This window comes from Acetobacterium wieringae (genome assembly GCF_026646375.1).
GTDB lineage: Bacteria > Bacillota > Clostridia > Eubacteriales > Eubacteriaceae > Acetobacterium > Acetobacterium wieringae_A.
This window is the reverse complement of sequence record NZ_JAIPPU010000002.1, coordinates 354,320-364,358: the sequence shown is the minus strand read 5'-3', so window position 1 is coordinate 364,358 and position 10,039 is coordinate 354,320. Positions and strand designations below refer to the sequence as shown.

Sequence of the window (10,039 nt, the reverse complement as noted above, 5' to 3'; positions counted from 1 at the left end):
GGTGGCCGTACTGTTGGTTCTGGTGTTGTTGCCAAAATGCTGGAAGACTAATAACAGAGCAAATACAGACTAAATAAATGTCTTATGGATATTTAAATTAGCAACCCACATAAAAATCAACCGTCCTTTTTGGGGACGGTTTTTTTATTTGGATATTGTTAAAATTATAAGTTAGTGATAAAATGATTACTTAGAGAAAATGATAAATAGATATCAATAAGCAGTATGGATAAGTTGAAAATTGCTGGCTGCAATTGGAAAGAAGTGAAAAATGATTAGACTCTTAGTAGACAGTATGTGCGATCTGCCAAAAGATTATGTAAATCATCCCAACCTGGATATGGTTTCATTAAATGTGATTATTGAAGGGGTGGCTTATAGGGATAAACGGGAAATTGATGTGGACGGCATGAATAAATTCATGGCCCGGGGAATCGTGCCAACCACATCCCAGGTGAATCCGGGGGACTTTCTGGAATACTTTGAAGAATGTGCTAAGAACAATCAGGAATGCCTGTATCTGGCTTTTACGTCGAAGCTGTCGGGAAGTTATGAGACGTCGCGCCTGGTTCTAAAAGAAGTGATGGAAAAATATCCCGATTTCAAATGTCGGATCGTTGACAGCCTCCACAGTGGCGGAAGCATTGGTCTGATTGCGGTTGAGTTATTGAAATTGATTGATCAGGGCAAAGATCTTGATTATCTAGCTGCTGCGGCGCTAAAATTTATTCCCCATGCTCATTTTTATTTCAGCATTGAAGACCTTAACTGGCTTTATATGGGGGGGCGGGTATCTAAGGGTACAGCAGTAGTTGGCGGTTTCTTAAAAATTCATCCAATCGTTTCAGTGGAAGAAGGGGAGCTAAAAATCATTGGCAAATCCCGGGGGCCTAAGAAAGCGCAAAAGACGATTATTGATAAAACGGCTGTGAACATTGTCGGCTATCTGGATCAACACGTTGGCATTGCATTTAACGGCTCGATGAAGCCGGTGGAGGAATACGAGGCGGCACTTCGTTTGATGGGTGTTAAAAATATTGAACCCGTACCGATCGGCTGCGTGTTGGCTGCTCATTTGGGACTTCAGGGGACGGGTATTTATTTTTTTGACACGGCGCCGGAGACGATCTTGAAGCAAGAAGAAAAAAATTGAAAATTGTTGTAAAATATGAAAAAACGCTTGCCAAAGGCGTTTTTTTCTTGTATAATGTGAAAGGTTGACACTCTGCGATGAAGTGAGAGGTTGCTGTCGCCTTAGGCAGGTTTTTCCCATGGAGTATGTCACGATCTTAGAATCGGACGACAACCACGAAAATCATGATTTTTATGCAAAATGATCCGTCATTTTGCTAAAAAATAATGATGAAACACCCGGATGGGTTGACGAGTGGTTGGAGTACCTAAATGACGAGTAAAAATTGATAAGGAGGTAAAATTTAGGTATGGCAAAACAAAAAATTAGAATCAGATTAAAAGCGTTTGATCACAAACTGTTGGATCAATCTGCTGAACGAATTGTGGAAACAGCAAAGAGAACAGGTGCGAGCGTTTCTGGCCCCGTGCCACTGCCAACAGACAAAGAAATCATTACAATTCTGCGAGCAGTACACAAGTATAAGGATTCCAGAGAACAATTTGAAATGCGCACTCACAAACGGTTGATTGACATTTTAAACCCAACACCAAAAACCGTAGACGCATTAATGCGATTGAACTTACCAGCAGGCGTTGATATAGAAATCAAACTATAAGCCCCAATTGGTATTATGATTGCAAAGCAATCCAATGATATTTAGGAGGAAATAATGAAAAAAGCGATTATCGGACGAAAAATTGGAATGACTCAGATTTTCACAGAAAATGGAACAGTAATTCCAGTAACTGTAGTTGAAGCAGGGCCCTGCGTTGTGCTTCAAAAGAAAACCATCGAAGCTGACGGATATGAAGCAGTGCAGTTAGCATTTGGCGAAGTGAAAGAACGACGCATGACGAAACCGCTAAAAGGTCACTATGATAAAAACAGTGTCGAGTATAAAAAAGTAATCCGGGAATTCAAACTTGACGATTATGCAAGTTATGAAACCGGTCAATTAATTCAGGCTGATGTGTTTGAAGCTGGCGAACGTGTGGATATTTCAGGAACTTCAAAAGGTAAGGGATTCCAGGGGGTTATTAAACGACATAACCAATCTCGGGGACCAATGGCCCATGGTTCAAAATATCACCGTAGTCCAGGTTCCATGGGAGCATCTTCTTCGCCTTCACGAGTATTCAAAGGCAAGAAACTTCCGGGCCAGATGGGAAACAAAAATGTAACTGCAGTTAATTTGGAAGTTGTTAAAGTCGATGCGGAGAACAATGTACTTTTAATCAAAGGTGCAGTACCAGGCATTCGAGGAGCACTTATTACAATTAAAAGCAGCGTTAAAGCATAAAAAAATCAAGCCTGAAAGGAGGAAATCAAATGCCTAAAATTGACGTTTTAGATGTAAAAGGAAATGTTGTTGGTGATGTCGAATTAAGCGAAGGAATCTTCGGAATCGAACCCAACGAACATGTAGTACATGAAGTAGTGGTTGCACTGCTTGCAAATAGACGACAGGGAACACGTTCCGCCTTGACTCGATCAGAAGTCCGTGGTGGTGGTCGAAAACCCTGGAGACAAAAAGGAACAGGCCGGGCTCGAGCCGGTACTATCCGATCTCCATTATGGAAGGGTGGCGGTGTGATCTTTGCACCAAAATCAAGAGATTACAGTAAAAAAGTTAACAAAAAAGTTAAAGCCTTAGCAATGAAATCTGTTTTCTCGGCAAAGGCTCAGGACAACGAACTGCGTGTTCTGAATCAATTGGTGATGGATGCTCCAAAAACCAAAGAAATGGTAGCGGTGTTGAACAATATCAACGCTCAAAAAGCCTTGATTGTACTGCCGGAAAACAACGAAGCGATTATCCGCTCCGCAAACAATATTCCTAAAGTTGCAACGACTACAGTCAACGAATTAAACGTATATGATATGTTGAAATATGACGTATTGATCATGACTCAGGAATCATTACAAAAAATTGAGGAGGTATACGCATAATGAAAAATCCTCGCGATATTATTATCAAGCCAATTATTACCGAGCGTAGTATGGCTGATGCCGAAGAAAAAAAATTCACGTTTAAAGTAGACAAACGAGCGAATAAAATTGAAATCAAAAATGCAGTTGAAGTTATTTTTGGTGTTGAAGTTGAAAAAGTAAGCACGATGAACATGAAGGGTAAACTGAAAAGAACCGGACGTTTCGTTGGTCGCAGATCAGACTGGAAAAAAGCAATCGTAAAATTGACACCGGCTAGTAAGGGTATTCAATTCTTCGAAGGCGTATAAGCAATAACGAGACTACAACCCGAGAAGCATACAAAAAAGGAGGTAGCGATTAATGGGTATTAGAAAGTATAAACCAACGTCCCCAGGACGTAGAAATATGAGCGTCAATACATTCGAGGAAATTACCAAGCACGAGCCTGAGAAATCCTTACTGAAGCCACTTAAAAAACATGCTGGTCGTAACGCATATGGACGCATTACTGTTAGACATCATGGTGGTGGAGCGAAGCGAAAATACAGAATTATTGACTTCAAAAGAAATAAAGATAATATTCCCGGAAAAATTGCCGGAATTGAATATGATCCTAACAGAAGTTCAAATATAGCGCTGGTTCACTATGCAGATGGTGAAAAACGTTATATTATTGCGCCACTTAAGTTAAAGGTTGGAGATGTTATTTTCTCTGGGCCAGAATCAGATATTACCGTTGGTAACTGTCTGCCACTGAAAAACATTCCTGTTGGTACAACGGTTCACTGTGTTGAACTGAAAGCTGGAAAAGGTGCTCAAATGGTGCGTTCCGCTGGTGCCAGCGCTCAGCTGATGGCGAAAGAAGGAAATTACGCAACATTGCGTTTACCTTCAGGCGAAATGAGACTGGTTCGAATTGAATGTCGAGCTACCATTGGTCAGGTTGGAAACCTTGATCATCAGAATGTCCGGATTGGTAAAGCGGGACGTACCCGTCACATGGGCATCCGCCCAACTGTCCGTGGTTCTGTAATGAATCCAAATGACCATCCACACGGTGGTGGTGAAGGACGTGCCCCAATCGGACGTTCTGGTCCAGTTACACCATGGGGTAAACCAGCACTTGGTTATAAGACACGTAAGAAAAACAAGCCTTCCGATAAATATATCGTAAGAGCCCGAAACAAAAAATAAGCACTCAACCATAAAGATAACGAACCGAGAGGAGGTTGAAAAATGGGTAGATCACTTAAAAAAGGACCTTATGTTGACGAAAAGTTACTTAAACGTATCGAAGCAATGAACGAAAAAGGTGAAAAGAATGTGCTGAAGACCTGGTCTAGAAGCTCCACACTTTTCCCACAAATGGTAGGACACACCATCGCCGTACATGATGGCAGAAAACATGTTCCAGTTTATGTTACCGAAGATATGGTAGGACACAAACTTGGAGAGTTTGCACCGACCAGAACCTTTAGAGGTCATGCTGGAGAAAAGAAATCTAAATTAAGATAGCCAGAAGGAGGTATACGAATGGAAGCAAGAGCGACAGCTAAATATGTACGTGTTTCATCCAGAAAGGCTAAGTTAGTGGCTGATTTAATTCGAGGCAAAAGCATTGGAGAAGCATTAAGTATTCTAGCATTAACACCAAATAAAGCAGCGAAAATAATTGACAAAGTTGTAAAATCTGCTTTGGCAAATGCTGAAAATAATTTCAATATGAACCCTGAAAACTTATATATCGATCAGATTTATGCAAATCAGGGTCCAACATTAAAACGATTCAGAGCGGGTGCACAGGGACGTGCAACAATCATTCGAAAAAGATCGTCTCATATTACAGCCGTATTAAAAGAAAAAGAGTAAGGAGGGCATAGATGGGTCAAAAAGTCAATCCTCACGGATTAAGAGTTGGCGTTATTAAGGACTGGAATGCAAAATGGTTTGCGAACAACAAGGATTTTGCAGATTGTTTAATTGAAGACTATGATATTCGTAAATATATAAAAGTAAATCAATACCAGGCGGGCATTTCTAAAATTGTCATCGAACGTTTTGGTAACAAGGTAAAGATTCATATCTATACTGCAAAGCCAGGTATGATCATTGGTCGTGGTGGTGCAGGAATCGATGCTTTACGACTTGAACTTGAAAAAATGACCAAGAAAACCGTTTTTATTAACATCGTTGAAGTTAAAAATGTTGACATGGACGCTCAATTAGTGGCCGAAAACATTGCTGCTCAACTGGAACGACGAATTTCCTTCCGACGGGCAATGAAACAAACCATGCAACGAACCATGAGAGCTGGCGCTAAGGGTATTAAAACTGCTGTTGCAGGCCGTTTAAACGGTGCTGAAATGGCACGTAACGAACATTATGCCCAAGGTCAGGTTCCGCTGCAAACCCTCCGAGCTGACATTAGCTATGGCTTTGCTGAAGCTGATACCACCTATGGTAAATTAGGTGTAAAAGTTTGGGTCAATAAAGGCGAAATTTTAACTGGACGTGAAGATATTTTAGCAGTAACTGCTGAAGATGACGCAAAAGCTAAGAAAAGCGCACCCCGCCGAAAAGCTCCTACTAACAGGACAGAAAACTAAGAGAGGAGGCCAACGCATATGTTAATGCCTAAACGTGTAAAACGTAGAAAACAACATAGAGGTCGTATGAAAGGAAAAGCACTTCGTGGTAACAAAATCACTTACGGAGATTTCGCTATTCAAGCATTGGAGCCAGCATGGATTACTGCTAATCAGATCGAAGCTGCCCGTATTGCCATGACCAGATATATTAAAAGAGGTGGCCAGGTTTGGATTAAAATATTCCCAGATAAACCTGTGACACAAAAACCAGCAGAAACTCGAATGGGTTCCGGTAAAGGATCTCCTGAGTATTGGGTTGCAGTGGTAAAACCAGGTAGAGTAATGTTTGAGATCGCCGGAATTTCTGAGGAAGTAGCTCGGGAAGCCATGCGTCTTGCACAACATAAATTACCAATTAAAACAAAATTTATCACTCGTAAAGATCAGGAAGCACAAGAAGTGGGTGATGAAGCATGAAACCAAGTGAATTAAGAGAATTAACAACGATCGAACTTGAAGCAAAATTGGGTGATCTGAAGGAAGAATTATTCAACTTAAGATTTCAACATGCGACTGGCCAGTTGGAAAACCCCATGCGGATTAAAGAAGTTAAGAAGACTTATGCACGGATCAAAACAATTATCCAGGAACGTGTCATGAAGTCAGATGAAGCATAATAAACCAATAGATAAGGAGGTTTAGCTTATGGAAGAAAGAGGTTACAGAAAGACTCGAATCGGTAAGGTAACCAGCGATAAAATGGATAAAACCATTGTTGTAGCTGTCGAAAGTTTTGTAAAACATCCGCTTTACACAAAACGAGTTAAGCATACTGTAAAGTTCAAAGCCCATGACGAACAAAACGAATGTAATATCGGTGATACCGTTAAAATAATGGAAACAAGACCACTCAGCAAAGACAAACGCTGGAGATTAGTAGAAATCGTAGAAAAAGCACTATAAGTCAATGTGCGGAAGGAGGTATTTCGGATGATTCAACAAGAAACGAGACTGAAAGTAGCAGATAATACCGGTGCAAAGGAATTACTGTGCATCCGAGTTCTTGGTGGTTCCGGTCGTCGATATGCAAATATCGGGGACATTATCGTGTGTGCTGTTAAAAGTGCGGCACCCGGTGGCGATGTTAAAAAGGGCGACGTTGTAAAAGCCGTTGTCGTACGAACAAAGAGCGGAATCAGAAGAGACGATGGCAGTTACATCAAATTTGACCAGAATGCAGCGGTTCTAATAAAAGATGATAAAAACCCAAAAGGTACACGTATTTTTGGACCTGTCGCACGAGAATTACGGGACAAGAAATACATGAAAATCGTATCTTTGGCTCCTGAAGTACTTTAAGGAGGAAATGAAAGATGCATGTAAAAAAAGATGATATCGTAATGGTAATTTCCGGTAAGGACAAAGGAAAAAAAGGAAAAGTGATTCAATCTTATCCTAAAGATGGAAAAGTCCTTGTGGAAAATGTAAACATGGTTACTAAACACCAAAAACCAACACAGCAAATGCAACAGGGTGGAATTATCCGTCAAGAAGGGCCAATTCAGGCTTCCAATGTATTAATTTACTGTGCAAAGTGTGATAAAGGCGTTAGAACCGGTCATAAAGTTCTAGGTGACGGAAAGAAAGTCAGATTTTGTAAAAAATGTAATGAAACATTTAATAATTAATTTCGGGAAGGAGGATCAATATGCCCAGATTAAAAGATAAATATCTAACCGAAGTAATTCCAGCATTGATGGAAAAATTTCAATATAAAAACATCATGGAAGTTCCTAAACTCGAAAAAGTTGTGATCAACATGGGTTTGGGAGACTGCAAAGACAATTCCAAAGCTTTAGAAGCCGCCGTGATCGACCTTGGAATTATTGCTGGTCAAAAACCAGTGGTAACGAAGGCAAAAAAATCAGTAGCTAACTTTAAAGTCCGAGAAGGCATGAACATTGGAGCGAAAGTAACTTTGCGAAGTGATCGTATGTATGAATTCGCCGATAAGTTATTCAACGTTGCCCTTCCTCGAGTGCGTGACTTCAGAGGTTTATCCAATAAATCCTTTGACGGACGTGGTAATTATGCTTTTGGTATCAAAGATCAACTCATTTTCCCTGAAATTGATTATGACAAAGTAGAACAGGTTCGCGGCATGGACATCATGTTTGTCACAACGGCAAAAACAGATGAAGAAGCTCACGAACTGTTAAGACTGCTTGGCATTTCATTCAGTAGAGCATAAGGAGGACGGTACAGTGGCAAAAAAAGCGATGAAGGAAAAGCAACAACGCAAAGCAAAACATTCAACTCAGGCATATACACGCTGCCGAATCTGTGGACGACCACATTCAGTTTTACAGAAATTTGGTATTTGTCGTATATGTTTTAGAGAATTAGCATATAAAGGCGAAATCCCTGGCGTAAGAAAAGCAAGCTGGTAAAAAATACCAGCAAAGAAAAGGAGGTACCGAGTATGGTTATGACTGATCCTATTGCGGATATGTTAACACGCATCAGAAATGCAAATGATGCAGGTCATAAAACAGTTGAGATGCCTGCTTCAAAAGAGAAAAAAGCAATTGCTCAGATTCTTTTAGAAGAAGGTTATATTAATAAAGTTGATTACATTGCCGATGAAAAGCAAGGTGTCATTAAAATTACTCTCAAATACGGAGAAAACAAAAGTCGTGTCGTTGCAGGCATCAAACGAATCTCAAAACCGGGTTTAAGAGTATATGCCGGAAAAGACGAAGTGCCAAAAGTATTAAACGGTTTAGGCATTGCTATCGTTTCAACATCTAAAGGCGTAATGACAGATAAAAAAGCAAGAAAAGCCGGCGTTGGCGGCGAAGTGATATGTTACGTTTGGTAACAAATTAAGACAGGAGGTAAAAAGATGTCAAGAGTAGGAAAAGCACCTGTTGCAATCCTCCCAGGAGTCGACATAAAAAAAGACGGTCAAACGTTGACGGTCAAAGGTCCATTAGGACAACTCGTTAGAACGTTTCATCCTGATGTCATCATCGATGTCCAAGAAAGCGAAGTCGTTGTCACCCGACCATCTGAAAGTAAGCTGCATAAATCGCTTCACGGTTTAACCCGAGCTTTAATTCAAAATATGGTTACTGGTGTCAGCACCGGCTTTACACGAACCCTGGAAATCAGTGGAGTCGGGTATAGAGCAGAAAAAAAGGGTAATAAGCTGGTTATGAATTTAGGGTACTCACATCCCGTTGAGATGGAAGATCCTGAAGGGGTAGAAGCTGTTCCAGAAACCAATACTAAAGTCGTAATTAAAGGCATTAGCAAAGAAGCCGTTGGCGCACATGCCGCCAATATTCGAGCAAAGCGCCCGCCGGAACCCTACAAAGGTCATGGCGTACGATATTCTGACGAAGTAATAAGACGTAAAGAAGGTAAAACAGGTAAATAACCTGCCAACCCGTCAAAGATGATGAAGGGAGTAAAACTCGATGATCAAGAAACCCATTAAAAATAAAATACGTATTGCTCGTCACTATCGGGTCCGAAACAAGGTTTCTGGAACTGAAATGAGACCACGTTTAAACGTATTTCGAAGTAATAAAAACATTTATGCTCAAATTATAGATGATACCAAAGGTATCACTTTGGTTTCTGCTTCTTCCAATGACTCTGAACTTAAAGGTCAGTTATCAAAAGGTGGAGATAAAGCAGCAGCTAAAGCTGTCGGTCAGGCCATTGCCAAACGTGCACTTGAAAAAGGCATTGAAGCAGTTGTATTTGATCGAGGCGGTTATGTATATCATGGTAGAGTAAAAGAATTGGCTGACGGCGCTCGTGAAGCCGGCCTGAAATTCTAAGTAAAGGAGGTCATTTGATGCAAAACAAGAAAATCGATCCAAGTACATTAGATTTGAAGGAAAAAGTCGTTGCCATCAACCGTGTAACCAAGGTTGTAAAAGGTGGTCGTAACTTCAGATTCAGCTGTCTTGTGATTGTTGGAGACGAAAACGGTCATGTTGGCGTCGGTAAAGGAAAAGCGATGGAAATTCCAGATGCAATTCGTAAAGGTATCGATGCAGCAAAAAAATCATTGATCAAAGTGCCAATGGTTGGAACAACCATTCCTCACTTAGTTAATGGTGAAGCTGGTGCGGGTCATGTATTACTAAAACCTGCTGGAAAAGGTACTGGCGTTATTGCTGGCGGACCTGTCCGTGCAGTATTGGAACTCGCTGGAATCAGAGATATTCGAACTAAATCTTTAGGATCTAATAATGCCCGTAACATGGTTAATGCGACGATGGCAGGCCTTGCAGAACTGACTACTGTTGAAGAAGTGGCAGCAAAACGCGGTAAGAAACCTGAAGAAATTTTAGATTAGGAGGAATCA

At 40.7% G+C, this 10,039-nt stretch carries 20 protein-coding genes; all 20 read left to right on the top strand.

Features of this window, described 5'->3' with window-relative positions; genetic code table 11:
* The first annotated feature begins 271 nt into the window (after positions 1–271).
* Positions 272–1,153, top strand: coding sequence for a DegV family protein (locus Q7P33_RS03440; protein ID WP_303867392.1), 882 nt, complete (start codon positions 272–274; stop codon positions 1,151–1,153).
* Positions 1,154–1,442: 289 nt separating this feature from the next.
* On the top strand, positions 1,443–1,751 hold the full coding sequence (gene rpsJ, locus Q7P33_RS03435) for a 30S ribosomal protein S10 (RefSeq protein ID WP_014357213.1): 309 nt from the start codon (positions 1,443–1,445) through the stop codon (positions 1,749–1,751).
* A 54-nt stretch (positions 1,752–1,805) separates the two neighbouring features.
* On the top strand, positions 1,806–2,435 hold the full coding sequence (gene rplC / locus Q7P33_RS03430; protein WP_303867391.1) for a 50S ribosomal protein L3: 630 nt from the start codon (positions 1,806–1,808) through the stop codon (positions 2,433–2,435).
* Positions 2,436–2,464: 29 nt separating this feature from the next.
* Positions 2,465–3,085 (top strand): 50S ribosomal protein L4, encoded by a 621-nt coding sequence (rplD, locus tag Q7P33_RS03425; protein WP_303867389.1) that lies wholly within the window; start codon positions 2,465–2,467, stop codon positions 3,083–3,085.
* Entirely contained in the window at positions 3,085–3,375 is a 291-nt protein-coding gene (rplW, locus tag Q7P33_RS03420; RefSeq protein WP_148637298.1) for a 50S ribosomal protein L23, read from the top strand. Before rplD ends, rplW begins: the two co-directional genes overlap by 1 nt.
* 52 nt (positions 3,376–3,427) lie before the next feature.
* Positions 3,428–4,261 (top strand): 50S ribosomal protein L2, encoded by an 834-nt coding sequence (rplB, locus tag Q7P33_RS03415; protein WP_303867386.1) that lies wholly within the window; start codon positions 3,428–3,430, stop codon positions 4,259–4,261.
* Between the two features lie 42 nt (positions 4,262–4,303).
* A complete protein-coding gene (gene rpsS, locus Q7P33_RS03410; protein ID WP_070369934.1) occupies positions 4,304–4,582 on the top strand; it encodes a 30S ribosomal protein S19 in 279 nt (92 codons plus the stop codon).
* Between the two features lie 18 nt (positions 4,583–4,600).
* A complete protein-coding gene (rplV, locus tag Q7P33_RS03405) occupies positions 4,601–4,936 on the top strand; it encodes a 50S ribosomal protein L22 (protein ID WP_041669084.1) in 336 nt (111 codons plus the stop codon).
* Between the two features lie 11 nt (positions 4,937–4,947).
* A complete protein-coding gene (rpsC, locus tag Q7P33_RS03400) occupies positions 4,948–5,673 on the top strand; it encodes a 30S ribosomal protein S3 (RefSeq protein WP_070369935.1) in 726 nt (241 codons plus the stop codon).
* An 18-nt stretch (positions 5,674–5,691) separates the two neighbouring features.
* Positions 5,692–6,132: a 50S ribosomal protein L16 gene (rplP, locus tag Q7P33_RS03395; RefSeq protein WP_026393630.1), complete on the top strand. Its 441-nt coding sequence runs from the start codon at positions 5,692–5,694 to the stop codon at positions 6,130–6,132.
* Positions 6,129–6,332: a 50S ribosomal protein L29 gene (gene rpmC / locus Q7P33_RS03390; protein ID WP_070369936.1), complete on the top strand. Its 204-nt coding sequence runs from the start codon at positions 6,129–6,131 to the stop codon at positions 6,330–6,332. Before rplP ends, rpmC begins: the two co-directional genes overlap by 4 nt.
* A 28-nt stretch (positions 6,333–6,360) precedes the next feature.
* Complete coding sequence (rpsQ, locus tag Q7P33_RS03385) at positions 6,361–6,618, top strand: 30S ribosomal protein S17 (RefSeq protein ID WP_070369937.1); 258 nt, start codon at positions 6,361–6,363, stop codon at positions 6,616–6,618.
* Positions 6,619–6,645: 27 nt separating this feature from the next.
* A complete protein-coding gene (rplN, locus tag Q7P33_RS03380) occupies positions 6,646–7,014 on the top strand; it encodes a 50S ribosomal protein L14 (RefSeq protein WP_026393627.1) in 369 nt (122 codons plus the stop codon).
* A gap of 14 nt (positions 7,015–7,028) precedes the next feature.
* Complete coding sequence (gene rplX, locus Q7P33_RS03375) at positions 7,029–7,343, top strand: 50S ribosomal protein L24 (protein ID WP_070369938.1); 315 nt, start codon at positions 7,029–7,031, stop codon at positions 7,341–7,343.
* 20 nt (positions 7,344–7,363) lie between these two features.
* Positions 7,364–7,906 carry a 50S ribosomal protein L5 gene (gene rplE, locus Q7P33_RS03370; protein ID WP_303867379.1) on the top strand — a complete coding sequence of 181 codons (543 nt, stop codon included), beginning with the start codon at positions 7,364–7,366 and terminating at the stop codon, positions 7,904–7,906.
* 13 nt (positions 7,907–7,919) lie between these two features.
* The gene (locus Q7P33_RS03365) at positions 7,920–8,105 is read left to right on the top strand and encodes a type Z 30S ribosomal protein S14 (RefSeq protein WP_111887948.1); all 186 of its coding nucleotides are present in this window, start codon (positions 7,920–7,922) and stop codon (positions 8,103–8,105) included.
* Positions 8,106–8,137: 32 nt separating this feature from the next.
* On the top strand, positions 8,138–8,536 hold the full coding sequence (rpsH, locus tag Q7P33_RS03360; RefSeq protein ID WP_070369940.1) for a 30S ribosomal protein S8: 399 nt from the start codon (positions 8,138–8,140) through the stop codon (positions 8,534–8,536).
* Between the two features lie 24 nt (positions 8,537–8,560).
* Positions 8,561–9,097 (top strand): 50S ribosomal protein L6, encoded by a 537-nt coding sequence (gene rplF / locus Q7P33_RS03355; RefSeq protein WP_303867377.1) that lies wholly within the window; start codon positions 8,561–8,563, stop codon positions 9,095–9,097.
* 40 nt (positions 9,098–9,137) lie between these two features.
* The gene (gene rplR, locus Q7P33_RS03350; RefSeq protein ID WP_070369942.1) at positions 9,138–9,506 is read left to right on the top strand and encodes a 50S ribosomal protein L18; all 369 of its coding nucleotides are present in this window, start codon (positions 9,138–9,140) and stop codon (positions 9,504–9,506) included.
* Between the two features lie 17 nt (positions 9,507–9,523).
* Positions 9,524–10,030, top strand: coding sequence for a 30S ribosomal protein S5 (gene rpsE / locus Q7P33_RS03345; RefSeq protein ID WP_070369943.1), 507 nt, complete (start codon positions 9,524–9,526; stop codon positions 10,028–10,030).
* Positions 10,031–10,039: the final 9 nt, after the last annotated feature.

Excerpts from the sequence above, each read along its gene's own strand:
- rplX (WP_070369938.1), top strand. The coding sequence starts at position 7,029 with ATGCATGTAAAAAAAGATGATATCGTAATGGTAATTTCCGGTAAGGAC.
- rpsE (WP_070369943.1), top strand. The coding sequence starts at position 9,524 with ATGCAAAACAAGAAAATCGATCCAAGTACATTAGATTTGAAGGAAAAA.
- rplW (WP_148637298.1), top strand. The coding sequence starts at position 3,085 with ATGAAAAATCCTCGCGATATTATTATCAAGCCAATTATTACCGAGCGT.
- rplC (WP_303867391.1), top strand. The coding sequence starts at position 1,806 with ATGAAAAAAGCGATTATCGGACGAAAAATTGGAATGACTCAGATTTTC.
- rplP (WP_026393630.1), top strand. The coding sequence starts at position 5,692 with ATGTTAATGCCTAAACGTGTAAAACGTAGAAAACAACATAGAGGTCGT.
- rpsH (WP_070369940.1), top strand. The coding sequence starts at position 8,138 with ATGGTTATGACTGATCCTATTGCGGATATGTTAACACGCATCAGAAAT.
- rpsC (WP_070369935.1), top strand. The coding sequence starts at position 4,948 with ATGGGTCAAAAAGTCAATCCTCACGGATTAAGAGTTGGCGTTATTAAG.
- rpsS (WP_070369934.1), top strand. The coding sequence starts at position 4,304 with ATGGGTAGATCACTTAAAAAAGGACCTTATGTTGACGAAAAGTTACTT.
- Q7P33_RS03440 (WP_303867392.1), top strand. The coding sequence starts at position 272 with ATGATTAGACTCTTAGTAGACAGTATGTGCGATCTGCCAAAAGATTAT.
- rplV (WP_041669084.1), top strand. The coding sequence starts at position 4,601 with ATGGAAGCAAGAGCGACAGCTAAATATGTACGTGTTTCATCCAGAAAG.
- rplD (WP_303867389.1), top strand. The coding sequence starts at position 2,465 with ATGCCTAAAATTGACGTTTTAGATGTAAAAGGAAATGTTGTTGGTGAT.
- rpmC (WP_070369936.1), top strand. The coding sequence starts at position 6,129 with ATGAAACCAAGTGAATTAAGAGAATTAACAACGATCGAACTTGAAGCA.
- rpsJ (WP_014357213.1), top strand. The coding sequence starts at position 1,443 with ATGGCAAAACAAAAAATTAGAATCAGATTAAAAGCGTTTGATCACAAA.
- rplB (WP_303867386.1), top strand. The coding sequence starts at position 3,428 with ATGGGTATTAGAAAGTATAAACCAACGTCCCCAGGACGTAGAAATATG.
- rplE (WP_303867379.1), top strand. The coding sequence starts at position 7,364 with ATGCCCAGATTAAAAGATAAATATCTAACCGAAGTAATTCCAGCATTG.
- rplN (WP_026393627.1), top strand. The coding sequence starts at position 6,646 with ATGATTCAACAAGAAACGAGACTGAAAGTAGCAGATAATACCGGTGCA.
- rplF (WP_303867377.1), top strand. The coding sequence starts at position 8,561 with ATGTCAAGAGTAGGAAAAGCACCTGTTGCAATCCTCCCAGGAGTCGAC.
- rplR (WP_070369942.1), top strand. The coding sequence starts at position 9,138 with ATGATCAAGAAACCCATTAAAAATAAAATACGTATTGCTCGTCACTAT.
- rpsQ (WP_070369937.1), top strand. The coding sequence starts at position 6,361 with ATGGAAGAAAGAGGTTACAGAAAGACTCGAATCGGTAAGGTAACCAGC.